At 65.3% G+C, this 23,245-nt stretch carries 29 protein-coding genes; 8 read left to right on the top strand and 21 right to left on the bottom strand.

Annotation, left to right across the window (positions count from 1 at the left end; all coding sequences use genetic code 11):
* Positions 1-64: 64 nt before the first annotated feature.
* Positions 65-724, bottom strand: a complete 660-nt coding sequence (gene yrfG, locus RM530_RS00960; RefSeq protein ID WP_311363329.1) for a GMP/IMP nucleotidase — start codon at positions 722-724, stop codon at positions 65-67.
* A 65-nt stretch (positions 725-789) separates the two neighbouring features.
* Here yrfG and cysQ point away from each other — a divergent pair, with 65 nt between their 5' ends.
* From cysQ to RM530_RS00945, 3 genes are read left to right on the top strand one after another with little or no spacing between them, the layout of a single operon-like run.
* Positions 790-1,587: a 3'(2'),5'-bisphosphate nucleotidase CysQ gene (gene cysQ, locus RM530_RS00955; protein WP_311363328.1), complete on the top strand. Its 798-nt coding sequence runs from the start codon at positions 790-792 to the stop codon at positions 1,585-1,587.
* The gene (gene murI, locus RM530_RS00950) at positions 1,580-2,416 is read left to right on the top strand and encodes a glutamate racemase (protein WP_311363327.1); all 837 of its coding nucleotides are present in this window, start codon (positions 1,580-1,582) and stop codon (positions 2,414-2,416) included. The genes cysQ and murI overlap by 8 nt, the downstream gene beginning before the upstream one ends.
* On the top strand, positions 2,413-2,952 hold the full coding sequence (locus RM530_RS00945) for a M15 family metallopeptidase (RefSeq protein ID WP_311363326.1): 540 nt from the start codon (positions 2,413-2,415) through the stop codon (positions 2,950-2,952). The genes murI and RM530_RS00945 overlap by 4 nt, the downstream gene beginning before the upstream one ends.
* Before the next feature lie 94 nt (positions 2,953-3,046).
* Here the strand turns inward: RM530_RS00945 and mtnC are convergent, their stop codons facing one another.
* The 7 genes from mtnC to radC all read right to left on the bottom strand — a co-directional run bounded on the left by mtnC (position 3,047) and on the right by radC (position 7,989).
* Complete coding sequence (gene mtnC, locus RM530_RS00940; RefSeq protein WP_311363325.1) at positions 3,047-3,724, bottom strand: acireductone synthase; 678 nt, start codon at positions 3,722-3,724, stop codon at positions 3,047-3,049.
* Between the two features lie 22 nt (positions 3,725-3,746).
* On the bottom strand, positions 3,747-4,307 hold the full coding sequence (locus RM530_RS00935) for a 1,2-dihydroxy-3-keto-5-methylthiopentene dioxygenase (protein ID WP_311363324.1): 561 nt from the start codon (positions 4,305-4,307) through the stop codon (positions 3,747-3,749).
* A gap of 20 nt (positions 4,308-4,327) precedes the next feature.
* Positions 4,328-4,942 carry a methylthioribulose 1-phosphate dehydratase gene (locus RM530_RS00930; protein WP_311363323.1) on the bottom strand — a complete coding sequence of 205 codons (615 nt, stop codon included), beginning with the start codon at positions 4,940-4,942 and terminating at the stop codon, positions 4,328-4,330.
* A gap of 229 nt (positions 4,943-5,171) precedes the next feature.
* Positions 5,172-6,611: a magnesium transporter gene (gene mgtE / locus RM530_RS00925; RefSeq protein WP_311363322.1), complete on the bottom strand. Its 1,440-nt coding sequence runs from the start codon at positions 6,609-6,611 to the stop codon at positions 5,172-5,174.
* 150 nt (positions 6,612-6,761) lie between these two features.
* On the bottom strand, positions 6,762-6,929 hold the full coding sequence (rpmG, locus tag RM530_RS00920) for a 50S ribosomal protein L33 (protein ID WP_311363321.1): 168 nt from the start codon (positions 6,927-6,929) through the stop codon (positions 6,762-6,764).
* Positions 6,930-6,939: 10 nt separating this feature from the next.
* Complete coding sequence (gene rpmB / locus RM530_RS00915) at positions 6,940-7,176, bottom strand: 50S ribosomal protein L28 (protein ID WP_311363320.1); 237 nt, start codon at positions 7,174-7,176, stop codon at positions 6,940-6,942.
* A gap of 141 nt (positions 7,177-7,317) precedes the next feature.
* On the bottom strand, positions 7,318-7,989 hold the full coding sequence (gene radC / locus RM530_RS00910; protein ID WP_311363319.1) for a RadC family protein: 672 nt from the start codon (positions 7,987-7,989) through the stop codon (positions 7,318-7,320).
* 104 nt (positions 7,990-8,093) lie between these two features.
* Between radC and coaBC the strand changes: the two genes are divergently transcribed.
* From coaBC to argB, 3 genes are read left to right on the top strand one after another with little or no spacing between them, the layout of a single operon-like run.
* Positions 8,094-9,317, top strand: a complete 1,224-nt coding sequence (coaBC, locus tag RM530_RS00905; RefSeq protein ID WP_311363318.1) for a bifunctional phosphopantothenoylcysteine decarboxylase/phosphopantothenate--cysteine ligase CoaBC — start codon at positions 8,094-8,096, stop codon at positions 9,315-9,317.
* Between the two features lie 13 nt (positions 9,318-9,330).
* Positions 9,331-9,774: a dUTP diphosphatase gene (gene dut, locus RM530_RS00900; RefSeq protein ID WP_311363317.1), complete on the top strand. Its 444-nt coding sequence runs from the start codon at positions 9,331-9,333 to the stop codon at positions 9,772-9,774.
* Positions 9,775-9,776: 2 nt separating this feature from the next.
* The gene (argB, locus tag RM530_RS00895; protein WP_311363316.1) at positions 9,777-10,664 is read left to right on the top strand and encodes an acetylglutamate kinase; all 888 of its coding nucleotides are present in this window, start codon (positions 9,777-9,779) and stop codon (positions 10,662-10,664) included.
* Between the two features lie 6 nt (positions 10,665-10,670).
* Here argB and RM530_RS00890 read toward each other — a convergent pair whose 3' ends face one another.
* Positions 10,671-11,339: a hypothetical protein gene (locus tag RM530_RS00890; RefSeq protein ID WP_311363315.1), complete on the bottom strand. Its 669-nt coding sequence runs from the start codon at positions 11,337-11,339 to the stop codon at positions 10,671-10,673.
* A gap of 48 nt (positions 11,340-11,387) precedes the next feature.
* A complete protein-coding gene (gene pyrE, locus RM530_RS00885) occupies positions 11,388-12,026 on the bottom strand; it encodes an orotate phosphoribosyltransferase (protein WP_311363314.1) in 639 nt (212 codons plus the stop codon).
* A gap of 80 nt (positions 12,027-12,106) precedes the next feature.
* Here pyrE and RM530_RS00880 point away from each other — a divergent pair, with 80 nt between their 5' ends.
* Both RM530_RS00880 and RM530_RS00875 read left to right on the top strand, forming a co-directional pair.
* Positions 12,107-12,883, top strand: a complete 777-nt coding sequence (locus RM530_RS00880; RefSeq protein WP_311363313.1) for an exodeoxyribonuclease III — start codon at positions 12,107-12,109, stop codon at positions 12,881-12,883.
* Positions 12,880-14,262 carry an AmpG family muropeptide MFS transporter gene (locus RM530_RS00875; protein WP_311363312.1) on the top strand — a complete coding sequence of 461 codons (1,383 nt, stop codon included), beginning with the start codon at positions 12,880-12,882 and terminating at the stop codon, positions 14,260-14,262. The genes RM530_RS00880 and RM530_RS00875 overlap by 4 nt, the downstream gene beginning before the upstream one ends.
* Here the strand turns inward: RM530_RS00875 and RM530_RS00870 are convergent.
* The 11 genes from RM530_RS00870 to RM530_RS00820 all read right to left on the bottom strand — a co-directional run bounded on the left by RM530_RS00870 (position 14,255) and on the right by RM530_RS00820 (position 23,176).
* A complete protein-coding gene (locus RM530_RS00870; protein ID WP_311363311.1) occupies positions 14,255-14,551 on the bottom strand; it encodes a DUF6763 family protein in 297 nt (98 codons plus the stop codon). The two genes, RM530_RS00875 and RM530_RS00870, sit on opposite strands and share 8 nt — an antisense overlap.
* Before the next feature lie 168 nt (positions 14,552-14,719).
* The gene (locus RM530_RS00865; RefSeq protein WP_311363310.1) at positions 14,720-15,109 is read right to left on the bottom strand and encodes a DUF1761 domain-containing protein; all 390 of its coding nucleotides are present in this window, start codon (positions 15,107-15,109) and stop codon (positions 14,720-14,722) included.
* Positions 15,110-15,194: 85 nt separating this feature from the next.
* On the bottom strand, positions 15,195-16,124 hold the full coding sequence (locus RM530_RS00860) for a phosphoribulokinase (protein ID WP_311363309.1): 930 nt from the start codon (positions 16,122-16,124) through the stop codon (positions 15,195-15,197).
* Positions 16,121-16,855 carry a tRNA (guanosine(46)-N7)-methyltransferase TrmB gene (gene trmB / locus RM530_RS00855; protein WP_311363308.1) on the bottom strand — a complete coding sequence of 245 codons (735 nt, stop codon included), beginning with the start codon at positions 16,853-16,855 and terminating at the stop codon, positions 16,121-16,123. The genes RM530_RS00860 and trmB overlap by 4 nt, the downstream gene beginning before the upstream one ends.
* Positions 16,856-16,863: 8 nt before the next feature.
* Positions 16,864-17,256, bottom strand: coding sequence for an FMN-binding negative transcriptional regulator (locus RM530_RS00850; protein WP_311363307.1), 393 nt, complete (start codon positions 17,254-17,256; stop codon positions 16,864-16,866).
* Between the two features lie 14 nt (positions 17,257-17,270).
* Positions 17,271-18,065, bottom strand: a complete 795-nt coding sequence (locus tag RM530_RS00845; RefSeq protein ID WP_349256130.1) for a thiazole synthase — start codon at positions 18,063-18,065, stop codon at positions 17,271-17,273.
* Complete coding sequence (thiS, locus tag RM530_RS00840; protein ID WP_311363305.1) at positions 18,065-18,265, bottom strand: sulfur carrier protein ThiS; 201 nt, start codon at positions 18,263-18,265, stop codon at positions 18,065-18,067. Before thiS ends, RM530_RS00845 begins: the two co-directional genes overlap by 1 nt.
* Before the next feature lie 690 nt (positions 18,266-18,955).
* Positions 18,956-19,834 (bottom strand): TIGR04283 family arsenosugar biosynthesis glycosyltransferase, encoded by an 879-nt coding sequence (locus tag RM530_RS00835; protein ID WP_311363304.1) that lies wholly within the window; start codon positions 19,832-19,834, stop codon positions 18,956-18,958.
* The gene (locus RM530_RS00830) at positions 19,831-21,057 is read right to left on the bottom strand and encodes an MgtC/SapB family protein (RefSeq protein ID WP_311363303.1); all 1,227 of its coding nucleotides are present in this window, start codon (positions 21,055-21,057) and stop codon (positions 19,831-19,833) included. The genes RM530_RS00835 and RM530_RS00830 overlap by 4 nt, the downstream gene beginning before the upstream one ends.
* Before the next feature lie 5 nt (positions 21,058-21,062).
* Positions 21,063-22,175 carry a glycoside hydrolase family 5 protein gene (locus RM530_RS00825; RefSeq protein WP_311363302.1) on the bottom strand — a complete coding sequence of 371 codons (1,113 nt, stop codon included), beginning with the start codon at positions 22,173-22,175 and terminating at the stop codon, positions 21,063-21,065.
* Positions 22,157-23,176 carry an SPOR domain-containing protein gene (locus tag RM530_RS00820; RefSeq protein WP_311363301.1) on the bottom strand — a complete coding sequence of 340 codons (1,020 nt, stop codon included), beginning with the start codon at positions 23,174-23,176 and terminating at the stop codon, positions 22,157-22,159. Before RM530_RS00820 ends, RM530_RS00825 begins: the two co-directional genes overlap by 19 nt.
* Positions 23,177-23,245 lie beyond the last annotated feature (69 nt).

Raw genomic sequence — 23,245 nt, 5'->3', positions numbered from 1 at the left:
TTCTAGACACTTGCTTTGCGCCTCGCGTCCCCTACATAGGGGAGTTTGCGCGAATTTCCGGCAATTATTGCTGATTCGGTCGCAGTTGCCCAAGCGACAGCACCGACTTGAAGCCTTCGATCTCGCGCGGCGGCAGGCGGCTGTCCGGTCGGAGAATCGCGACGACCTCGGAAATCCCATAGGCACGAGCCGCGTGCAGCACCGGCAGCGAATCGTCGACGAACAAGGCTCGCTCGCGCACGAACGGAAACGCAGCGGACAAGCGGGCCCAGAAATCGGGGTGCTCCTTCGGCGCACCAAAGTCATGCGAAGACACCACGCAATCGAAATGCACGCCAAGGCCGGTCTGCGCGAGCTTGACCTCAAGGCTGCCGCGATGCGCATTGGTGACCAGCCACAGCGACTTTCCATGCGCGCGCACAGCTTCCAGAAAGTCTACCGCACCGTCCAGCGGCGCGATCCAGTGCCGGACCTCGCGCTTCATCGCCACCAAATCGAGCCCGGTGATCGCACCCCAATGATCCAGGCAGTACCACTGCAGGAGCCCCTGGGTGTTGCGAAACTGCGGTTCCAACTCGGCGATAGCCGCTTCCAGACTCAGGCCAAGCCGCTGCGCATAGCGTTGCGGCACCAGCTCACGCCAGAAACGGTTGTCGAAAGACAGGTCGAGTATCGTGCCATCCATGTCCAGCAGAACATGGTCGATGGCATCCCAGTTGAGCATGGCCGGTATGATAACCAGCTGCCACTGGCGGCATTGTTCCGAATGCGCCAACGACCCCGAATCCGATGCCAGACCCGTCACTGCTTGAGACCGTGGAAGCCATCGCCCTGAACGCCGGCGAAGCGATCCTGCGCGTCTATGGCAGCGATTTCGACGTGCAGGAGAAAGCCGACGATTCGCCCGTGACGCAGGCTGATCTGGCGGCGCATCGCATCATCGAGCGGCGCCTGTCGGCGCTGACCCCAGAGTATCCGGTGCTGTCCGAAGAGGGCCACCATGCCGGCTTCGAGGAACGCGCCGGCTGGCACCGCTACTGGCTGGTCGATCCGCTGGACGGAACGCGGGAGTTCGTCCGCAGGAACGGTGAGTTCTCGGTCAACATCGCCTTGATCGAGGATGACCGCCCGATTCTCGGGGTGGTTTACGCACCGACCAGCGGCAAGATCTACAGTGCCCGGCGCGGACACAGCGCCCATCGCACCGACGCGTCCGGACGCGTACCGATCCGGACACGGACGGTTCCCGGCACGCCGAGCATCTTCGTCAGCCGCTCGCACCAGGACACGCAGCTTCAGACAATGATGAAACGCCTGCCCGAGCATCACGCCCTGTCGCGCGGAAGCTCGCTGAAATTCTGTGCGATCGCCGAAGGTGAGGCCGACCTGTATCCGCGCACCGGCCCCACATCGGAATGGGACACGGCCGCCGGGCAATGCGTGCTCGAAGCGGCGGGCGGTGCGGTGCTGCAACTGCCGGAACTCACGCCGCTGCGCTACAACCAGAAGGCCTCGCTGATCAATCCGGGCTTCGTGGTCGTGGGCGACACCACCTTCGGTTGGCCGGAGCGTCTGCGTGGTGGCTGACCGCCCGCTCAGCACCGCCCCGGTCGGGCTGTTCGACTCCGGCGTCGGTGGGCTGTCGGTGTGGCGTGAAATCCGGCGGCAGTGGCCCGCCGAATCGACGATCTATTTCGCCGACCAAGCGCACATCCCGTACGGCCCGCGCCCCCCGACGGAAATCCTGCGTTACGCCGAGGCGATTACCGTGCATTTGCTGGATTTGGGTTGCAAGGCCATCGTCGTGGCCTGCAATGCGGCCTCGGCTGCGGCGCTGTATGCCCTGCGCTCGCGCTTTCCGCAGATCCCGTTCATCGGCATGGAGCCGGCCGTCAAACCGGCGGCGAAAGCCACGCAAAGCCGCGTGGTCGGCGTGCTGGCGACGCCGGGCACACTCGTCGGCGCCCTGTTTGCCCAGACCGCCCAGCGCTACGCGGCGGATGTACGCCTGATCAATCAGCCCTGCCCGGGCCTGGTGGAGCAGATCGAGGCGGGCCGGCTCGAATCGCCCGACACCGAAGCGCTGCTGCGAGACTTGCTGGCGCCGATGCTCGACGCCGGCGCGGACCGTATCGTGCTTGCCTGCACACACTACCCGTTCGTGGCACCGCTGATCGCGCGCATCGCCGGGGCCGGCGTCACGATCATCGATCCGGCACCAGCCGTGGCACGGCAACTGGGTCGTGTGCTCGAAACACGGACGCTGGCCAACGACGGACGCGGCTGCCCGCGCCACCGGTTCCTCAGTTCCGGTGAACCCGCGCATCTGGAAACAGCCATCGAGCAGCTGCTGGGCCTGCATTTTCCGGCGCAAGCGCTGCCCTGGACCTCCGAACTGAGACTGAGCACCTCATGAAACCGAACACCGCTGACCAGCGCTATCTCACGACGCTGCTTGATCAGCTCGGCATCGACCCGGACGAGATCAGCAGACGCGCCCTGCCCCTCTACCGGCAGGCGCGACGTCTTGCGCCCGTGGGCCTCGGCACCGACCATCGCGACAAGGTCCTGACGCCGCGGGCCGCGCAGGCCTGGCTGAAGATGCGCGAAGCCGCCGCCGCGGATGGTGTGGTGCTGAGCGTGGTATCCGCGTTTCGCAGCTACGACTATCAGGCGCTGCTGATTCGTCAGAAGCTCGAACGCGGCCGCACGCTGGCCGAGATTCTCGCCGTCAACGCCCCACCGGGATGCAGCGAACATCACACCGGACGGGCGCTGGACATTGGCACGCCGGGCTGCCCGCTGCTGGATGAGGTGTTCGAACAGACCGAGGCCTACGCCTGGCTGCGAAAACACGCCGGCGACTGCGGCTTTTCGCTGTCCTACCCGCGCGGGAATCCTCACGGCTACGTCTACGAACCGTGGCATTGGCGGTTTGGGCGTGAGGCGTGAGGCGTGAGGCGTGAGGCGTGAGGCGTGAGGCGAAAAAGGCTGCGGGCGGAGCACGACCCCCGTCCAGCCTTTTCCGGCTATGCCGGTCTCACCGTCAGCCCAGGATCACTTCTGAGAAATCCCGCGCCTGGCGGTGGCCTTCGGCCGGCACCGCCTTGTCATCGCGCAGCAACTGGCAGGTCTGAAAGCCGGCGGCCTGGGCCGCATCGAGTTCCGCACCGATGTCGGACAGAAACAGGATCGAATCCGGCGCCAGTTCCACCCGTTCGGCAATGCGCCGATAGGCGTCGACCTCGCGCTTGGCGCCGACCCGAGTATCGAAATACCCGGAAAACAGCGGCCGCAGATCGCCGGCCTGCGAATGCCCGAAAATCAGCTGCTGCGCCTCCACCGATCCGGAGGAATAGACGAACAGGCTCAGGCCCGCCTGGTGCCAGCGTCGCAGGTAATCAGGCGTATCCGGATAAACGTGCCCCTTGAGTTCACCGGCCGCGTAGCCCTGCGCCCAGATCATGCCCTGCAAAGCCTTGAGCGGCGTGTACTTGCGGTCTTCGGCGATCCAGCGCTCCAGCACCTCGGCGGCATCGTCCAGTGACAGGTCCTCGCCCTCGACCTTTTCGACTTCATGCAGCTCCAGCTGCACCCTCTCGTCGCCGGCGTTGTCACGCAGGAACTGCCGCATGTGCTTGCGCGCATACGGAAACAGCGATTCGTGCACGAAATCGATCGACGAGGTGGTGCCCTCGATGTCGGTGACAATGGCCTTGATCATGGTCGGTGAAGTCGCCCCGCGCTCAGGCGGCGCGGTCCAGGGTGTCAAGCCTGGGAAAGCGGTCGGCGATGTCGTCGCCGGTGAAGGCCGGCACCCAGCCCTGCGGATTCACGAACAGCCGAATCGCCTTGAGATTCGGATTCGGCCCCATATCGAACCAATGGGTGGTGTTCGCCGGCACGCACAACAGGTCCCCGCGCAGGCAGTGCATCGCGTAGACCTTGGCATCGGTGCGGATGTAGAACACGCCCTCGCCCTCGACAAAAAAGCGGACCTCGAAGTCGTCATGGGTGTGCTCATGCAGAAATTTCTCTCGTGCCGCTTCCTTCTGAGGGTTGTCAGCAGTCATCGAGATCACGTCCACGGCCTTGAATCCGTAGCGATGCATGAGCCGGTCGATCGACTCCCGGTAGGCTTCGATGATCTCGTCCTGCGTGGCATGCGCATCCAGCTCACGCGAGGCTTCCCAGCGCTCGAACGCGACCCCGATGGCAGCGAGATTCGACTGAATCGAATCAAAGTCGCGGTGTACCACTTCGGCCCGATGCGGATTGCCCTCCGCAAAGATCGACAGCTTGCTCATGCTCTTGTTCCTCCACTCATTCAGTCACTCGATCCGCCGACGCGCGCGGCTTCCAGTTCGCACTGGAACATGAATTCCAGCGCCTCGATTCGATAACGGGCCAGCTCCACACTTGAGCCCCAAACGTACAGACCGTGCCCGCGGATCAGATAACCGTGGCGTCCTTGTCCGTTCAGCATCGCGGCATCGACCTGCGCCGCCAGTCGCCGGATATCCTGATCATTCTCGAACACGGGGATTTCGACAGCGGCTTCGTGGGTTTCTATCCCCTCGAGAATCTTGAGCAGCTCGAAATCGGCGAGGCGCAGGCTATTCCGAGTTCGTGACAGCACTGTGGACGCCACCGAGTGCGTATGAAATACGGCGGCGGCCAATGGGTCGCGCGCATAGATCTGGCAGTGCAGCAAGGTTTCGGCCGAAGATCGGCGCGCGGGGTCGATCGCCGCACCCGCGGAGTCGACCAGCATCAGGTTCTCCGCCGAAAGTTCGCCCTTGTGGCAACCACTGGCTGTGATCGCGATTCGATCAGTGCTGATCTTGTACGAAAAATTGCCGCCGCTGGCCGGCACCCAGCCGCGCTGATGGAACAATCGTCCGGCGGCGATCAGCGATTCGCTTCGGCTTGCGTCCATCATCGGCCAGAGCCCATGCAGTTCGGGCCGCGCACTTTAGCGTGAATCACGCGCGGCGTGATGCCGACCTACCCTCGCCCGCCTGCTGGAGAGGGAGGGACCGCTCGCGACTGCGAACGGTGGGTGGGGAAACGGCCGTGTCGCAGCAGATTCATTCTGCGGGGTGCCGCTTGGAGCATGGCCGTCAGGACATGGGCCGCAGCCAAACAATACCGCGAGCCATAGTCGCGGCTCAGGTCAATACCAGGGACGCCAGCCCGAGGAAGATCAAGAAACCCATGCTGTCCGTGGCAAAGGTCAGGATGATGCTGCTGCCGCGCACCGGATCGCGTCCGAAGCGGTCGAGCAGCACCGGCGCAAAGATACCCACCGTGGCCGCCACGATCAGGTTGAGCAGCATCGCCACCGAGATCACCAGGGCCAGGCCGGGATTCTGGTAAAGCAACAACGCGGCGAGGCCCAGCACCGCCCCCCAGATCACGCCGTTGTAGGCACTCACCGCCAGCTCACGCCAGACCAGGCGCTTGAGTTGAGGGCCGCCAAGCTGGCCCAGGGCCAGACCGCGAATCACCAGGGCCACGGTCTGGTTGCCGGTATTGCCCCCCATGCTGGCGACAATCGGCATCAGCGTGGCCAAGGCCACCAATTGCAGGATGATGTCCTCGAAGGCTCCGATCACGCGCGAACTGATGAAGGCCGTCGCCAGATTGATGCCAAGCCAGGCCCAGCGTTCGCGCGCCGCCTGCGGTATCGGGGCATACACGTCCTGATCCTCGGACAGGCCGACTTCTTCCAGGCGCTGTCGCTGCAGACGTTCGTTGAGGCTGTCGAGCACCGAATCCACGGTAATGCGGCCCACCACCTGATTCTGAAGATTGAGCACCGGCGCCGTGATCAGGTCGTAGCGTTCGAAGGCGCCGACCGCCTCGTGCACCGGGTCATCGGTGTAGAACAGACGCGGATTGGCGTCCATCAGCTCGGCCACGCTCTGCTCCGGATCGCCCAGCAGCAGATGTTCCAGCGAGAGCACCCCGCGAAGGTTGTTCTGACGGTCCACGACGAAGATCTGATTGGTGTCGTCGGGCAGGCGTCCACGCCGCCGCAGGTAGCGCAGCACCGCGTCGAGCGAGGCGTCCTCACGCACCGACACGAAGTCCAGATCCATCTCGGCGCCGACGGTGCCATCCGGAAACGACAGCACGGAACGCACCGCCGCCTGATCGGACTGGTCCAGCCGCGCCAGCACATCGGCACGCTGCTCGTCCGGCAGCTCGGCGATCAGATCGGCGATATCGTCCGAATCCAGTGGCGCCACCGTCGCCGCGATCTCCGCGGCCGGCATCGCCGCCACCAACTGACGGCGAACGGCGTCGGCGGCCTCCAGCAGTACCGCGCCGCGACGGTCGTGGCCCACCAGATTCCAGGCCGCCGCGCGCGCCTCCGGGGCCAGCGCCTCAAGCACGAAGGCGACGTCGGCCGGATGAAATTGAGCAAGCCTCAGCGACAACTGGGTGCGCTGCTGACGCGCCACCAGACCGGCCACCACATCCTGATTGCGATTCTCGGACCGGCTGACGATATCCCGCTCGATCGCCTGCCGCGACAGCAGCTCGATCACCTGCGAGCGCGCCTGCTCCAAGTGTCGGTGGTGTGGATGCTGAGTCTCGACCATGCCCCCGAACCATCGCGTGAGAACGCCGGCATCTTATGCCGGTGGATCGGGGCTGTCGTCCCGACAGCGCAAAAGGCCCGCATCGTGCGGGCCTTTCTGCAAACCTGAAGCTTCAACCGTTGCGGCGCGCGAGGCGCTGCCGTATACGCGCTACTTGATCTTGCCTTCCTTGAAGACAACGTGCTTGCGCGCCACTGGATCGTACTTCTTGAACTCCAGCTTGTCCGGGGTGTTCTTCTTGTTCTTGGTCGTGGTGTAGAAGTAGCCGGTTTCCGCAGTGGAAATCAGGCGGATCTTGTCACGTTCTTTCTTCGCCATTACTTAATCCTCAGACCTTTTCGCCGCGTGCACGCACGTCCGACAGAACGGCATCGATGCCCTTCTTGTCGATGATGCGCATGGCCTTGGACGACAAGCGCAGGGTCACGTAGCGCTTTTCCGATTCGACCCAGAAGCGATGCGTATGGAGATTCGGCAGGAAACGACGACGCGTCTTGTTGTTCGCGTGCGAGACGTTGTTGCCGACCATCGGGCGCTTGCCGGTGACCTGACAGACTCTGGACATGACCAAAATTTCCAAATGCAGACGGTAGATTGCGGCTGTCCGTGGAGGACGCCGAAAAGAGCGCGGCTTTATATCAGAGTCTTCCGGACAGGGCAAGCGCACGGCCTGCTGGAAACGGGGCCGCGCCACACCGAAAACCACTCAGATCCAGCCGCGCTCGGCGAAGCTGGTGAGCGTTTCGCCGACCACGATATGGTCGAGCACGCGCACGTCGACCAGGGCCAGCGCCTGACGCAGGCGTTCGGTCAGCGAGCGGTCGGCCGGCGAGGGTTCCGACACTCCGGACGGATGATTGTGCGCGAGAATCACGGCGGCGGCATTTTTGGCCAGCACACGCTTGACGACCTCGCGCGGGTACACCGAGGCACCGTCGATGGTGCCGTGCGACAGCGCATCGAAACCGATCACACGATGCTGGTTGTCCAGCAACAGCATGCCAAAGATTTCCACCGGCTCGTCGCGCAGACGAAGCTGCAGCCAGCGACGTGCATCTTCGGGATTCTTCAGGGCATCACGCTGCGGCAACTGCTCGGCAAGATGGCGGCGCGCCATTTCCAGCGCCGCCTGAAGCTGCGCGTACTTGGCGTCGCCCATGCCCTTGACCGCCGAGAACGAGGTCCGATCCGCCGCGAGCAGCCCCCGCAGGCCGCCGAAATGCGCGAGCAGCTGCCGCGCCAGGTCCAGCGCGCTGGCGCCCGGAATACCGGTGCGCAGAAAGATCGCCAGCAGCTCCGCATCCGTCAGCGCTGCGGCACCTTGTTGCAGCAGCCGCTCGCGCGGCCGCTCGGCGGCGGGCCAGTCCTTGATCCCCATGCCTCGAATCCTAGCGCGCTTGGGCGTGAGGCGTGAGGCGAAAGGGCTGGGGGCTGTTCGACACGGTCAAGCACGCGGGGGCGTATCGGCACTAAAATGCCGGAATGTCGAACCTCTCCGCCCCTTCGCTGGCCGGCCGGCGCGTCCTGTTGGGCGTGACGGGTGGCATCGCCGCGTACAAATCGGCCGACCTCGTGCGCCGGCTCAAGGACGCGGGCGCCGATGTGCAGGTGGTGATGACCGAATCAGCGACGCGCTTCGTGGGTCCGCAGACCTTCCAGGCGGTGTCCGGCCGGCCGGTGCGGCGCTCCCTGTGGGACGAAGCCGGCGAAGCGGCGATGGGGCATATCGAGCTAGCGCGCTGGCCCGATGCGATCCTGATCGCCCCGGCGTCCGCCAATACCCTGGCACGACTCGCGCACGGCTTTGCGGATGAACTGCTGTCCACGCTGTGCCTGGCGACGGACAAGCCGATCTTCTGTGCGCCGGCGATGAACCGACTGATGTGGGCCAATCCCGCGACCCAGGACAACGCCCGCCGCTTGCAGAATCGCGGCGTGACGCTGTTCGGCCCCGGCAGCGGCTCGCAGGCCTGCGGCGAAACCGGCGACGGTCGCATGCTGGAGCCGCTGGAGCTGGTCGCGCGGCTCGCACAGGCGCTCTCGGGCGGTCCGCTGCAAGGCGTCCACGCCGTCGTCACGGCCGGACCTACGCATGAAGCCGTGGACCCTGTTCGGGTGCTCACCAACCGCTCGTCCGGCAAGATGGGCTTCGCCGTCGCCGAGGCTCTGGCCCGGCTCGGTGCGCAGCTCAGCCTGATCGCAGGGCCGGTGTCGCTGAGTACACCGCCCGGGGTGAAACGAATCGATGTGCAGAGTGCTGACGACATGCTACAGGCGTCCCTGGCCGCAGCGGCGCAGGCTCAGATTTTTGTCGGTACGGCGGCCGTGGCCGACTATCGCCCGGCGCAGACGGCGCCTGGCAAGATCAAGAAATCCTCCGACACCCTGAGTCTGGCGCTGAGCCGCACCGCCGACATCCTGAGCACGGTCCGGGACCGTCATCCGGCGCTGTTCATGGTGGGCTTTGCTGCGGAAACCGAATCCCTGGTGGACTACGCACGCGACAAACTGCGGCGCAAGCAATTGCAGATGGTCGCGGCCAACGAGGTCGGCGGCGGGCGCGCCTTCGATGTCGATGACAATCATCTGATCGTCGTCGAGGCACAGCAGGAAACCGACCTCGGCCACGCGCCGAAGACCGAGCTTGCGCGTGCCCTCGCCGAGCTGATCGCCGCGCGCTACCTCGCGCTCAATCCAAGCGTCTGAAACCGTCCCCGGAATGAAACCGATACAACTCAAGATTCTCGATCCGCGCGCGCAGGCGCCGACCTATGCCACGGAAGGTTCCGCCGGCCTTGATCTGCGGGCGGTGCTCGATGCGCCGCTGAGCCTGTCTCCGGGGCAGTCCACCCTGATCAAGACCGGCCTGTCGATTCACATCGCCGATCCGGGGCTGGCGGCGGTGATCCTGCCGCGCTCGGGCCTCGGTCACAAACACGGCATCGTGCTCGGCAATCTGGTCGGTCTGATCGACTCGGACTATCAGGGCGAGCTGATGGTGTCGTGCTGGAACCGCGGACAGACCGCATTCACGATCGAACCCGGCGAACGCATCGCGCAGCTGGTGCTGGTACCCGTGGTACAGGCGCAGTTCGAGATCGTCGACGAATTCGCGGCCTCGCAGCGCGGTGCAGGCGGCTTCGGTTCCAGCGGCCGGCATTGAACATGAGCATCGACCACAGCAAGGCAATCGAGACCGCCCACGTTCTCACCGAGGCGCTGCCGTACATCCGCCGCTTCGCCGGCAAGACCATGGTCATCAAGTACGGTGGCAACGCCATGGACGAAGGCGCCTGCAGCACCAGCTTCGCGCGCGACGTGGTGCTGATGCGCCTGGTCGGGATGAATCCCATCGTGGTGCACGGCGGCGGGCCGCAGATCGGCAAGCTGCTCGAACGGCTTGGCAAGAAGAGCGAGTTCGTGCAGGGCATGCGCGTTACCGATGACGAGACCCTGGACGTGGTGCAGATGGTGCTCGGCGGCCTCGTCAACAAGGAGATCGTGTCCGGTCTGACGCAGGCCGGCGGACGAGCGGTCGGCATCTCCGGCAAGGACTCGGCGATGATCCGAGCGCGCAAGATGATCCTGTCGGGCGGCCTGGCCTCAGCGCCGGAGATCATCGACATCGGTCATGTCGGCGAGGTCGAGTCGATCGACCCGGCCCTGGTGGAAAGCCTGTGCGCGACCGGTTTCATCCCGGTGGTGGCGCCGATCGGCGTGGACGACAGCGGGCAGTCCTACAACATCAACGCGGACTTGGTGGCCGGTAAGCTGGCCTCGGTGCTGAACGCCGAAAAACTGATCCTGCTGACCAACACGCGCGGCGTGCTGAGCAAGCAGGGCGAACTGCTGACCGGCCTCAAGCCGCCGCAGGTCGAAGCCCTGATTGCCGACGGCACCATCCACGGCGGCATGCTGCCGAAGATTCGCTGTGCGCTGGACGCGGTGAATTCCGGCGTGCGCTCCTCGCACATCGTCGACGGCCGGCTGGAACACTCGGTGCTGCTGGAGCTGTTCACCGACGAAGGTATCGGCACGCTGATTCGCGGGTAGTCCAGGCTATTCCGGCTTGCCAGTCGGCACCGGGGCGGGCATCGGTGCCGGCGGGATGTCCTCGACCGGCAGATTTCTCAGTTCGCGGTATCGCGCGATGTCCTGCGCGAACTGCTCGACGATCTGGCTGCGTTCGGCACGTATGCGCGCCGCGGAGTCGCGATTGCGCTGCAGGGTGGTCTCGAAGTCCGCAATCTGGGGTTCGAGCTTGGCCGGCACCGGTTTGTCCTGATCGTCCAGACTGTCGGCGCGCTTGCGCAGGTCGATCAGGGCACGCTCGGCGTCGGCGATCGACTTCTCGGTCAGCCCCAGACGGCCATTGAGCACACGCACGCGACTGTCGCGGGTGTCGATGATGTCGGCGACGCTCTGGTAGGCCTGCAACAGATAGCCGTCGTAGCGCGCCTGCTCCTGCTCGCGGGCCTGCTTCTCGGCGGCCAACCTGGCCAGCCGATCCTCCTCGGCGAGTTCCTCGGGCGTCTTTTCGCGCGCCTTGACCTCGACGACGAGGCCGCGCCGGTCGTATACCTGCCGTTCGGACCGGGCGTATTTCGGCGGCACACGATCGCCGCAGGCGCGCTGGCCCTGTTCGTCGGTCCAGCAGACGATGCGCTGCTGGCCGTGAGCGGCCAGCGCCACCAGCAGCATTGCGATTCCCATCATGGCCTTGCACATGCCATGTCCTCCCGATTGCACCGCGACGTATGCATCCCGCCGCGTGACTCAGGCGCCGTATTGCGCCTGATAGTTTTCGATGGCCTGAATCGTCTCGGCATCGCCGCCGGACTTGCCGAGAAATTCGAGCACCTCGCGCACCGTGACCAGCGACAGTATCGCCAGCTTCAGTTCGCTGGCGGCTTCGGCCACGGCGGAACGGCCCGAAGGACCGACCTCCTGTCGATCCAGCGCCGTGATCGCAGCCACCGGCTCGGCGCCGGCCGCCACCAGCATGTGATACGACTCGCGCAAGGCGGTTCCGGCGGTCAGCACGTCGTCCACGATCACCACGCGACCGCGCGGCGGCGCCCCGACCATCGTGCCGCCCTCTCCGTGCGCCTTGGCCTCCTTGCGGTTGTAGGCAAACGGCAGATCCATGCCGCGCCGCGACAGGGCGACCGCCACCGCCGCCACCAGCGGAATCCCCTTGTAGGCCGGTCCGAACAGCATGTCGAAACCGATCCCGCTGGCGACCAGCGCCTCGGCATAGGCATCCGCCAGACGCGCCAGCGCCGAGCCGGTGCTGATCTTGCCCAGATTGAAGAAGTACGGGCTGACGCGCCCGGACTTGAGCGTGAACTGGCCGAACTTGAGCACGTCATGCTCAAGCGCCAGTTCCATGAATTCGGTTTGATAGGTTTTCATGCGTCGGCAGTACAGATCGGGAGTCGCGGGTCAGAAAAGCTACACTGAGTCACTCTTGGTGCCTATCCCCGGATTTTCACATGCGCGTGATTTCGCTCAACGCCAACGGCATACGTTCGGCGGCCCGAAAAGGCCTGTTCGACTGGCTCCCCGAGCAGCAGGCGGACATTCTCTGCCTGCAGGAAATCAAGGCGCAGATGAGCGATCTGGAAGGTGACCGGACGTTTTCACCGGACGGCTGGCATGCGCATTTCAATCACGCCCAGAAGAAGGGCTACGCCGGCACCGCGATCTTTTCGCGGCGCGAACCGGATGCCGTGATCGATCGCCTGGGCGTCGCCGAATTCGACGACGAGGGCCGCTATATCGAACTGCGTTTCGGCAAGCTGTCGGTCTCCTCGCTGTACCTGCCGTCGGGCTCCTCCGGTCCGGAACGCCAGGCCAGCAAGGACCGCTTTCTGGATTTCTTCCTGCCGCAGATGCGCGAATGGATCACCTCTGGCCGCGACTACATCCTGTGCGGCGACTGGAACATCGCGCATCGCAATATCGACCTCAAGAACTGGCGCTCCAACCAGAAGAATTCCGGCTTTCTGCCGCACGAACGCGCCTGGCTGGACAGGCTGTTCGACGAGGTGGGCTGGGTCGATGCCTACCGCGCGCTGTACCCGGAGACCGAAGGCGAGGCCTATACCTGGTGGTCGAATCGTGGTCAGGCCTGGGCCAACAACGTGGGGTGGCGCATCGACTACCAGATCGTTACGCCTTCGCTGCGCGACAAGCTTCGCGCCGCCGCGGTCTACAAGGATTCCCGCTTTTCGGATCACGCACCGCTGACGCTGGATTACGCGCTGTGAGCGAAGCCCCGGAGCCGACGGCGCCACCGCGCCTGTCCGGCCTCAAGGCGCTGCGCGTCTACCGGCATCCGCGCGTCACGGCGATGCTGTTCCTGGGCTTCTCGTCCGGGCTGCCGTTTCTGCTGGTGTTCTCCACGCTATCCGCCTGGCTCAAGCAGGCCGGCATCGACAAGACCACGATCGGCATGCTGTCCTGGGTGGGGCTGGCCTACACCCTCAAGTTCTTCTGGGCGCCGGTGGTCGACCGCCTGGCGATACCGCTCCTGACCCGCCTGCTGGGCCGACGTCGCAGCTGGATGCTGCTCGCCCAATGCGGCATCGCCGCCGGCCTGGCCGGACTGTCCCTGCACGCTCCGGAGGACGGCCTGTCGATCTTTGCCTGGCTGGCGCTGCTGGTGGCGTTTTCATCGGCCACGCAGGATATCGCCGTGGACGCCTGGCGCATCGAGGCGGTGGGCACCGAATACCAGGGCGCGATGGCCGCCGCCTACCAACTCGGCTACCGCGTCGCGATCACCGTGGCCAGCGCCGGCGCGCTGTGGCTGGCGGCCGATCTGGGCTGGCGCGTTGCCTATCTGGTGATGGCCGCCTGCGTCGGCGTGGGGGTACTGACCACGCTGGTGATTTCCGAACCGGCGGCCCGCGCCAACCCGCTCAGTGCCGAGCAGGAACGCCGCGCCCTGGCCTGGGTGGAGGCACACGCCCACCTGCCCAAGCTGCTGCGCGATATCGGCGAATGGTTCGTCGCCGCCGTGGTCTGCCCGTTCCTGGATTTCTTCTCGCGCATCGGCATCCGCACCGGCATCCTGATCCTGGCGTTTGCCGGCTGCTACCGGCTCACCGATTTCACGATGGGGGTCATGGCCAATCCGTTCTATCTGGACATCGGCTACACGCTCAAGGAAATCGCCGCCATCGCCAAGGGCTACGGCATCATCACCCAGATTGCGGGCACGATACTCGGCGGCGTCGCCATCGCCCGTTTCGGCACGCGGCGCACGCTGCTGGCCGGCAGCGTCCTGGTGATCGCCACCAATCTGAGCTTCGCCACCCTGGCGATGACCGACGATCCGGGACTATGGGGGCTGGGCATCGTGATCGGCGCCGACAACCTGGCCATGGGCGTGGCCGGCACCGCCTTGATCGCCTATCTGTCCGGGCTTACCAGTGCCTCGTACACGGCCACGCAGTACGCGCTGTTCTCGTCGTTCTACGCACTGCCGGGCAAGCTGCTGATGGGCGGTTCCGGCTGGGTCGTGGACCAGATCGGCTGGCCGGGCTTCTTCCTCTACACTTCGGCGCTCGGCGTTCCGGCGCTGATCCTGCTCTACTTCCTGATGCGCGCCGAGCCGGCCAACAGCCCAAGCACCGCTAGTTGAGCTCGTCCAGGCGGTTCATCACGCCGTTCCAGCATTGCGGCTGAACCTGGTCGGGGTCGATGCCGTAGTCCTCGGGCTCAAGGTCGAGGGCGCCGGACCAGTCCTCCGGCGGCGCGCCAGGTCGTGCGCTCAGTTCCATCCAGTTCTCGAAGTCGAACTCTTCCAGAGCGCCGTCGAAATGCTGGACCAGTACCAGCTCCTGACCGATATCGATGCCGACGATTTCAAATCGCACACCATCGGCTTCGTACCACTGGCCCGCGTCGAGGCTTCGCAGCCAATCCGCCATACGCCACCTCCGCCTTCCACAGCGTGAGCTCGCGAGGATTCGGTGCCCGGGTGGAAGCATCAAGAAAGCATGCGTCGGTTATAGGCCGATGCCGGCCCGGCTTCAAGGCTGACCGCCGCCGTCTGTCGGACAGGCCGACGCCCGGAAATGCTGCACAGGCAATCAATTTCAGGGCCAGATTCCCAGAATCAGGCCGTACAGCGTGAACTGGATGGTGTGGTAGCCGCCGTCGATCAGGAACAGTTTGAGACTGCGCTGCGCGAACAGGTAATTGATGCCGAAGCTTGAGGCCACCCAGCACAGGCCGGCGGAGAAGCCGGCACCCAGCGCCAGTGGCAGGCCCGGGGCCGGACCCAGAAACATCGCGAATACCGCCGCCGCGATCAGCGACAGCACGAAGGTCCCGCCGAACACCTTGATCGGATGCCCGGGCTGCTCCGGGGCGCCGGATTCACGCTGCCAGACCTTGCCAAACACCGGCGGCGCGTACCACAGACCACCGAGCATGAATGCCGAAAGAGCCGCGACCAGCACGGCCCAGAGATTGATTGCTGCCATCGTGTACTCCCCTGGAAATCAGCGCCCCCCTGGCCGCCTCGGCACCGATGATCGCACAGACCGCCTCGGCCCCAAACTTGAAGCCTCAGCGAGTGCTCAGCCCGCCGCCACCGGGGGGAATCCGCCGACGCGCACCCTTGAGCATGGTGCGCCGACGTGCCGCGATACGCTTGAGCGCCGGCAACAGAATCAGCTCCAGAGCGTACTGTTGCTGCACGCCGGGTACCACCATGGTGTCCGGCCGTGACAGGAAAGCGCCGGGAATCTTGCGGCGCCAGGTCGCGAACTGGCGCGGTGCGCGCGAGTTGGGCGAAAAGTGGATCACGATCAGGCTTTCCTCGTCCCTTGGAATATCACGCAGGACGAAGGGATTGGCCGTGTCCACCAGCGGCACGCGCTGAAAATTGATGTCGGTGCGCGAGAACTGCGGTGTGATGTAGTGCACATAGTCCGGCATGCGTCGCAGAATCGTGCGCATCACATCCTCGGGCGCCTTGCCGCGTTCGCTGGTGTCGCGACTGAGTTTCTGTATCCATTCCAGGTTGACGATCGGCACCACACCGATCAACAGGTCGACATGCGTTGCCACATCGACCTCGCGCGTCACCACCCCGCCGTGCAGGCCCTCGTAGATCAACAGATCGCTGTCGGCCCGCAGTGGCATCCAGGGCGTAAACGTCCCGATGTCGCGGCGCGCCTCACGCGCCTGTTTTTCGTTGTGAAGGTAGCGGCGCGAGGTTCCGGTGCCATGCTCGCCGTATTCGCGAAACAAGCCTTCCAGCCGTTCCAGCAGGTTCGCCTGTGGGCCGAAGTGGCTGAAGTTCTCACCGCGTATCCGGGCACGCTCCACGGCGGCCCGCATCTGCTCCCGATCGAAAGCATGAAAGGCATCGCCTTCGACAAAGGCGCCTACCAACTTCAGTTGAGTCAGTACTCGATCGAAAGCGCCGATCACCGTGCTGGTGCCCGCGCCGGAGGAACCGGTCACCGCGACGATCGGGTGGCGGTCGCTCATTCGGGAAGCCGCGATCCGGCAAGCGCCGAGGCATCTTCAAGCTTGATGAAATCGAGGTCGAAGACCGCGTGGCCGAGACGTTCGCCACGAGCTTCGAAACGCGTCACCGGGCGCGAGGCCGGTCGCGCCGCGTAGCCCTCGGCGGTATTGCGCAGCGCCGCTTCGGCCATCAGCACGTCCAGCATCTGTGCGGCGTAGTGCGCCCAGTCGGTCGCCAGCCGCAGATGCCCGCCGCAGCGCAGCCGCGACACCGCCAGCTTCACGAAATCCGGCTGAATCAGGCGCCGCTTGTGATGACGTTTCTTGTGCCAGGGATCGGGAAACTCGATCACCAGTTCGTCCAGCGCCAGCGGTGCGATCCAGTCGCGCAGGACTTCCACGGCATCGAAACAGGCGATCCGCAGATTGTCCAAACCGGCCGCTTCGGCCTGCGCCAGCACACGACCGACACCGGGGCGATGCACCTCGACGCCGACGAAGTCGCGCTCCGGTTCCGCCGCCGCACGGGCCAGCAGATGATGTCCGGCACCGAAGCCGATCTCCAGAGTCAGTGGCGCCTCGCGCCCGAACGTGGCCCCGCCGTCCAAGGGCTGCGGCGGCGCATCGAGACCATAGCGCGACCACAGGCGCTCCAGAGCGTCCTTCTGCGCCGGCGTCAGCCGGCCTTCGCGGCGAACAAACGAACGGATCGGCCGGCGCTCCGGCGCGGAGGCTTCGTCAATTTCAGGCATATCGGAATTCAAAGCAGCATCCAAGACAACAGCTCCTCCTGATTCTCGCCACGCAGACCGGCGATGACCCCTACACGATCCGCCGCGCTCTTGTTCTGACTCAGCTTGAGCGTGACATCGACCTGCCGGATCGCGGGTTCGAAACCGACGATGCCGCCCAGCAACGCCGCCCGACGCGCCGACGGCATCCGCGAAGCCATCGGCTCGAGCTGCGGATTGGCCTTTGCGACATGCCCGACCAATACATCGCCGCCGTCCCGCGCCTCGAACAGCAGCGGCAGATGCGAGATCTGCGGAGCGTCCTTTCCCTGCGTCAGCAGAACCGCGAACGGATACCGATCGATCAGCCGCCGCGCATCGTCCTGGCTTCCGGCGAACGCGCTGGGAATGTAGGTCGCCATGACTTCATCGCGAACTAGAAGGGCAGATCGGTCAGCGGCGACGACGCCGAGGCGTAGCGGCGGCGCGGCATGCGGCCCGCCAGGAACGCTTCGCGCCCCGCCTCGATGCCCTTCTTCATCGCCGAGGCCATCAGCACCGGATCGCGCGCTTCGGCGATGGCCGTGTTCATCAGCACGCCGTCGCAGCCCAGTTCCATCGCCACGGCCGCGTCCGAGGCGGTACCGACGCCGGCGTCGACCAGAATCGGCACGCTCGCGTTCTCGACGATGCCCAGCACGTTGTACTTGTTCTGAATGCCGAGGCCGGAGCCGATCGGCGCCGCCAGCGGCATCACCGCGACACAGCCGATCTCCTCCAGCCGCTTGGCGATGATCGGGTCATCACTGGTGTAGACCATCACGTCGAAACCGTCGGCCACCAGCGTGCGTGCCGCTTCCAGGGTTGCCGGAACGTCCGGATACAGCGTCTTCGGATCGCCCAGCACTTCGAGCTTGACCAGCTTGTGCCCGTCCAGCAACTCGCGCGCCAGCCGGCAGGTTCGCACCGCATCCTCGGCGGTATAACAACCGGCCGTGTTCGGCAGAATGGTGTAACGATCCGGCGACAGCACGTCGAGCAGATTGGGCTCGTCCGGATTCTGGCCGAGGTTGGTGCGGCGCACTGCGACCGTGACGATCTCGGCACCGCTGGCCTCGATGGCGCGACGGGTCTCGTCGAGATCCTTGTATTTCCCGGTGCCGACCAGCAGCCGCGAACGGTATTCGCGGCCGGCGATGACCAGCGGGGATTGGGTGACGCGTACGTCCATCATCCGCCTCCGATTGCGTGAACGATTTCCAGCCGATCCGCCGGATTCAGGCGGGATTCGGCAAAGGTCGAACGCGGCACGATCTCGCCATTGCGCTCGATCGCCAGCCGCCGACCTTCGAGCTTCAGGGCGCGGATCAGGTCGAGGACTGAACTGCCGTCCGGCAGCACCTGCGGACGGCCATTGACAGTGATATCCAAGGGATTGCTCAGGCTCGTCAAACTGAGCCCGACATCTTACCGCAGGCCGACGGCTCGGCTAGTCAGTTTCCGTCCAGAAACGCTAACATTTTGATATGGCTGACGGTTTTCGACAAACGGCGATAAAAATCCCCGTTAAGCTGGTAAAATCTAGAGTCGTTAAAACATTGATTTTCCGACAAAAACGGGGTGACTGATGCGCATTGAACGCAAGGTCCAGACCAGTATATTCGAACGCTAGGCCGAGCACCGAGTCCCTGGGTGTATCGCAAGCTGCGCCATTTCCGCGCCGACATCGAGGCGGGCATCTCCTGCCTGAAGCGCGCTACGGCCTGGGACGGTGTAGCTGGAAGGGCCTGGCCCACCTCAAGCCAGCGCCCGGCTGACCAGCCTCCGACCGACCAAAGATCGACGACAAGCCAGGCTTGTCAGGCAGCGGTGTCGGTCGCCTTTCCGACTCAGACCAAATTACAGAACGGATGGTGCACTACCGTGGGAAGAAAGTGGCCATATCGGGTGCAAAATTCATTTTGGGGCTCCTTGCTGGCATGGTCCTCAGGGTCTGGCAAATTCGGACCCGGCCGCAGGCCTGATCGGTAGCCCCTGCGAAACCCGGTGCTCGCCGGGATTCCGGGGCCGCTGCGCGAGCCTCAGAATATCGGAGCGATTTCCGAAGAAGGTTTGTCCGTCTCATGGGCGCAGCACCGACATCAGCAAGTTGATCTGCCAGGCATTGCCACCCAGGTTCCTGGCGATCCGGCGCGTCAGCTCGAGCCGCCGTGGATGGAAGGCAATCGCCTCGGCCGCCGCTCTCAGGTAAGACCGTAACTCAATGCGCTGCAGTTCGCTCTGCGCGGCATACAGGCCGGCCGCCCGCTCGAAGAAGCCATCGACCCCGGCCTCGTTCATGACCTGAATCAGCGCCATCAGTGCGTAGACTCGATAATGACCGCCGGCCTCGAATCGCCTTGCCGAGGTTTCGAGCGCATCCGGCAACAGCAGCCATCGGCCCTGCGCGAAGATGTGGGCAGCGATGCGCTGATCCTCCAGGTACGGCAGATGCGTGTCGAAACCGCCGAGCGCCTCGAAATAGTCGCGCCGGATCAGCAGGCCCTGATCGCCATTGACGGTGCCCGGCCGGTTGCTGGCGCTCTTGGCCTCGATGAAGCGGAACAGTCGTCCGTGCCCGGACCGGTTGCGCAGGAAACGCAGCGGAAAGTGTCCCGCGGTGCGCGTGTCGCCGACCGCCGCGATTCCGGCATTCAGGCAGTCGAGCGCCCGCCGCAATTGACGCGGATGTGTCGGTCGCGAATCGGCATGCAGAAACAACAGGCTGTCCGCGTGGCTGGCTGCGGCGCCGGCATTCATCTGCCGGCCGCGACCGCGCGACCTGCGCAGAACCCGAGCCCCCAGGCCGCGACAGGCGCGGGCGGTGGTCTCGTCGGGGCTGGCATCCACAATGATGACCTCCAGCTCGATGCCCTGTTGCGCGTGCAGCGCCCGGATCAACACCGGCGCGGCCGTGGCCTCGTCGAGCGTCGGCACCACGACGCTGAGCTGCGGCGTCACAGCCAGGCCGCGAGCCAGGCCGCCGCGGTCATCAGCACAATGCCGGGACTGACCGCACGCGCGAACGCTGCATCGCCAGCGCTGCGGGCAAGTACGAGCTTGGTCACGGCATTGGTGCTGAAGGCCAGCAGCACCGGCACCACGGCCGCGTTGGCGTGCAGTTTGCCGGCGGCGACCAGGGCGGCAGCCGCGATGGCCGGGGAATGGGCATCGGCGAAACCGGCGACGGCGGCTGCGATCGCGGTGCCGGACCGGCCGAGCCATGTGGTGGCCGCTGCCGACACCAGCAGGACACCGGCGACCAGGGCGACGAAGCTCAGCGCGTCGCGCAGGCGGAAGGCGCGGCCCGCCGGCAGTGCATCGGCATCGGTACGGCGCCATCCGCGCCACGCGAAACAGGCACCGTAGACCAAGGCCACGGCGCCGGCGGCGAACAGCGAGGGCAGCAGGGCCATCAGCGTCTCCAGATCGGTCGCGCCGACCACCATCGCCAACTGCGCCACGGTCGCCAGAGACGACAAGGTGGCACCGGCGACCGCGCCGTGGCGCAAACCCGGTGTGGAGGCCGCGCGCGCCCCCATCGCTGCGATCGTGGCCGCACTGGACACGAAACCCGAGGCAAGCCCTGCAAAGGCCAGCCCAAGCCGCGGCCCCAAGGTCCGCACCGCGACATAGCCGCAGGCGTTGAGGCTCAGCACCAGCACCAGCAATTGCCACAGGGCGCGTGGATTGAGCACCGAAAACGGGCCCACCGTGCGATCCGGCATCAGCGGCAGCAACACCAGCGCACAGACCGCCAGCACCAGCCCGTCGCGCAGCTCCTGCTCGCTCAGGACCTCGCTGGCCCAGCGATGCAGTTGCGTCCGCGCCAGCAGCAATCCGGTGACGACGACACCCAGGGCCGCGGCCAGCGGCGCGTTTTTCATGGCCATCGCGCCGAGCATGACGGTCAGCAGCAGCGCAATTTCGGTGGTGATCCCCGGATCGTCCCCGGCGTCACGCTGGTAGGCGATGACCGCCAGTGCGCCGATCATCACCAGAACCAGCAGCAAATGGATGCTGCCGGACGCGCCGGCGATGGCGCCGAGCAGACAGGACAGGGTGAAGGTGCGCAGGCCCGCGAAAGCACGATGAGCACCCTGGCCCTTGCGACGTTCGCGTTCGATACCGATCATCGCGCCGACACCGACGGCCGTGGCATAGCCGACCAGTTCGGGCGCCATCGGCGTCAAGGCATCAGCCCCAATGCCTGCACGGTCGCAACATCGGCCTTGCGTTCGCCGGGTTCGCCGCTCGCCAGGCCAAACCCGTTGGCATAGTCCCAGTGCGTCCAGGCGATACCGCCGGATTCCAGCAGCTCACGCACATCGCGCAGCCAGGCGCTGCGATACCGTTCATTGACGTAATAGCGATACACACCGAATTCGCTGCACCAGATTTGCAGCTTGTGGCGACGCCCCCACTCCGCGACCTGCATGATCGGGGCGGCGAGCCTGTCCCGGTTCCAGCGCTCCTGCCCGTACCACTCGGCGTGCGGCCTGGCATCGGCTGTCAATGTGTCCAGCACCGGCGCCACGGCTTCCGGCGAGGATGGATAGGGCAGATTGTGCAGCTGCCGCCACATCGACCAGCCCCAGTTTGCGCCCTGATGAGTGAAATTGTGCGGCTCGTAAAAGTGGAAGCTGTAGACCAGATTCGGGTCGGCCAGGGGCTGCAATTGCAGCAGGTTCTGCGCATCCGAGAAATGCGGGCCGGTCACGACCAGGGTGTGCCGCGGCGCCACTTCGCGCACCGCCGCTACCAACTGCGCCATCAGTGACTGGACGATGATCGCATCCTCGACAGTCGGTTCGTTGAGCAACTCGAACAGCAGGTCGTCCGGCGGAATCGCGGCCAGCGCCTTGGCCAGAACCTGCCACAGCGTCACGAGTCTTTGCCGTGCGGTCGAGTCTACGGCAAGCCGTTGCTTGGAGGCATCGTCGAGTTGCAACGCCAGGACGAACATCAGGCCGGCGCGGTTGGCTTCCTTGATCACACGGTGCAGCTCGATGACCGCGGCGGCGTTCAGGCCATCCTCGCTGCCGGGGTCGATGATCAGGCCCAGTTCGATCAGGGTGCGGACATGGCGCAGACCGAGTCCGCGAATCAGTGCGTAGTCCTGCGCGCCGACATTCCACACTGGCGGTCCGTCGCTGGAGGCGGTGAAGGCATGCGCGAGATTGACACCGCGCGCGAGCCGCTCCACCCGCTGCGGATCGGGGCCGGTCGGTGCCGCCTCGCGTGAGCCGCAGCCCAGCAGGGGGAGCACCAGCAACAGACTGATCAGTACTGCGCGACCCATGCCTGATCGATGTGCAGCCGTGCCTTGACGTTGGCGGCGAACTGGCGCGCTTCCTCGCGCGTGGCGAAGCGTCCGATACCGATGCGGTGCAGCACGCGACCGTCCACCGGCTGGGCAAAGGTGTGAGCGTCGAAGCCGCGATCGCGGAAATCTTCGGCTTCGAGTTCGGCCGATTCCGCGTCTGTCAGCGACAGCACGACCACGGTCCAGCCATGCGTGGCGAGTGAGCCGGAAGGCGGCGACGCGGACGGTGCCGTCGAAGCCGGGGTCGGCGGCGCCCGGACAACGGGAGCAGGACGCGCAGCCACCGGGGTCTGAGCTGCTGCGGGCGCCGGCAGCGACACCGACAGGCTGGCCGAGCCCAGATCGGCCTTGTTGAGCTTGCTGGCGAGAATCTGCTGGGTCGGCGTGTACCGCAGCGCCGCCGAACCGGAACGCATGAATACGCATTCGCCGGGGCGGTCGATGCGGTCGCCGCCGCCGGCGACGTACTGGAACTCGACGGCACCACGCAGCAGACAGACCGTGTCGCCGGCCGTTTCCACGCCGATCCAGACATCGGCGCCGTAGACGCGCACGCGCAGTTCTCCGGCGTTGAGACGCAGGTCTTCGCCATTGCGCGGGTCGACGCGCAGCACGCCGCGATCGAGCACCAGGCGCACCACGGTCTTGCTGCCCGGCTGCGCATCCACCGAATGCACGCGCAGGCTCGCGTCCGCACCCAGCGAAAGGTAACCGCCGCCAGGGAAGACGAAGGCGGCGCGGCCATTGTCGCCGGTATTGACGCGGTCTCCGGCGCTGAGGCTGGCATTGGCGCTCAAGCTGCGGGTCTGGCCGTCATGCACGATATGCGCGGGCGGCCGCAGCTGCGCGCGATCCAGAACCGCGGTGCTGCCAGCCGTGGAATTTGCCGCGTGCAGACCGCCGATACCGACGAGGAGCGCCAGCCCCGAAAGGAGCGAGCATTCCGGATACCTGTTTTGTACGCGACTGCTGTTCACCAGGTTTCTCGACATCGTTTCCCCCGAACCGATTTTCAAACCAAGCCCCCTCACTTTGCCGCATGATGC

The sequence above is a fragment of the Banduia mediterranea genome (assembly GCF_031846245.1).
Taxonomy (GTDB): domain Bacteria; phylum Pseudomonadota; class Gammaproteobacteria; order Nevskiales; family Nevskiaceae; genus Banduia; species Banduia mediterranea.
The sequence above is the reverse complement of the archived record's forward strand: the minus strand, read 5'-3'. Positions and strand labels throughout refer to the sequence as shown.

Excerpts from the sequence above, each read along its gene's own strand:
- trmB (WP_311363308.1), bottom strand. The coding sequence starts at position 16,855 with ATGCCTGAAATTGACGAAGCCTCCGCGCCGGAGCGCCGGCCGATCCGT.
- RM530_RS00935 (WP_311363324.1), bottom strand. The coding sequence starts at position 4,307 with ATGAGCAAGCTGTCGATCTTTGCGGAGGGCAATCCGCATCGGGCCGAA.
- cysQ (WP_311363328.1), top strand. The coding sequence starts at position 790 with ATGCCAGACCCGTCACTGCTTGAGACCGTGGAAGCCATCGCCCTGAAC.
- RM530_RS00945 (WP_311363326.1), top strand. The coding sequence starts at position 2,413 with ATGAAACCGAACACCGCTGACCAGCGCTATCTCACGACGCTGCTTGAT.
- yrfG (WP_311363329.1), bottom strand. The coding sequence starts at position 724 with ATGCTCAACTGGGATGCCATCGACCATGTTCTGCTGGACATGGATGGC.
- RM530_RS00825 (WP_311363302.1), bottom strand. The coding sequence starts at position 22,175 with ATGGGTCGCGCAGTACTGATCAGTCTGTTGCTGGTGCTCCCCCTGCTG.
- RM530_RS00850 (WP_311363307.1), bottom strand. The coding sequence starts at position 17,256 with ATGGCGACCTACATTCCCAGCGCGTTCGCCGGAAGCCAGGACGATGCG.
- rpmB (WP_311363320.1), bottom strand. The coding sequence starts at position 7,176 with ATGTCCAGAGTCTGTCAGGTCACCGGCAAGCGCCCGATGGTCGGCAAC.
- RM530_RS00870 (WP_311363311.1), bottom strand. The coding sequence starts at position 14,551 with ATGGCGGATTGGCTGCGAAGCCTCGACGCGGGCCAGTGGTACGAAGCC.
- radC (WP_311363319.1), bottom strand. The coding sequence starts at position 7,989 with ATGGGGATCAAGGACTGGCCCGCCGCCGAGCGGCCGCGCGAGCGGCTG.
- RM530_RS00890 (WP_311363315.1), bottom strand. The coding sequence starts at position 11,339 with ATGTGCAAGGCCATGATGGGAATCGCAATGCTGCTGGTGGCGCTGGCC.
- mgtE (WP_311363322.1), bottom strand. The coding sequence starts at position 6,611 with ATGGTCGAGACTCAGCATCCACACCACCGACACTTGGAGCAGGCGCGC.
- RM530_RS00830 (WP_311363303.1), bottom strand. The coding sequence starts at position 21,057 with ATGGCGCCCGAACTGGTCGGCTATGCCACGGCCGTCGGTGTCGGCGCG.
- RM530_RS00860 (WP_311363309.1), bottom strand. The coding sequence starts at position 16,124 with ATGAGCGACCGCCACCCGATCGTCGCGGTGACCGGTTCCTCCGGCGCG.
- dut (WP_311363317.1), top strand. The coding sequence starts at position 9,331 with ATGAAACCGATACAACTCAAGATTCTCGATCCGCGCGCGCAGGCGCCG.
- argB (WP_311363316.1), top strand. The coding sequence starts at position 9,777 with ATGAGCATCGACCACAGCAAGGCAATCGAGACCGCCCACGTTCTCACC.
- RM530_RS00880 (WP_311363313.1), top strand. The coding sequence starts at position 12,107 with ATGCGCGTGATTTCGCTCAACGCCAACGGCATACGTTCGGCGGCCCGA.
- RM530_RS00845 (WP_349256130.1), bottom strand. The coding sequence starts at position 18,065 with ATGGACGTACGCGTCACCCAATCCCCGCTGGTCATCGCCGGCCGCGAA.
- rpmG (WP_311363321.1), bottom strand. The coding sequence starts at position 6,929 with ATGGCGAAGAAAGAACGTGACAAGATCCGCCTGATTTCCACTGCGGAA.
- RM530_RS00865 (WP_311363310.1), bottom strand. The coding sequence starts at position 15,109 with ATGGCAGCAATCAATCTCTGGGCCGTGCTGGTCGCGGCTCTTTCGGCA.
- coaBC (WP_311363318.1), top strand. The coding sequence starts at position 8,094 with ATGTCGAACCTCTCCGCCCCTTCGCTGGCCGGCCGGCGCGTCCTGTTG.
- RM530_RS00930 (WP_311363323.1), bottom strand. The coding sequence starts at position 4,942 with ATGATGGACGCAAGCCGAAGCGAATCGCTGATCGCCGCCGGACGATTG.
- pyrE (WP_311363314.1), bottom strand. The coding sequence starts at position 12,026 with ATGAAAACCTATCAAACCGAATTCATGGAACTGGCGCTTGAGCATGAC.
- mtnC (WP_311363325.1), bottom strand. The coding sequence starts at position 3,724 with ATGATCAAGGCCATTGTCACCGACATCGAGGGCACCACCTCGTCGATC.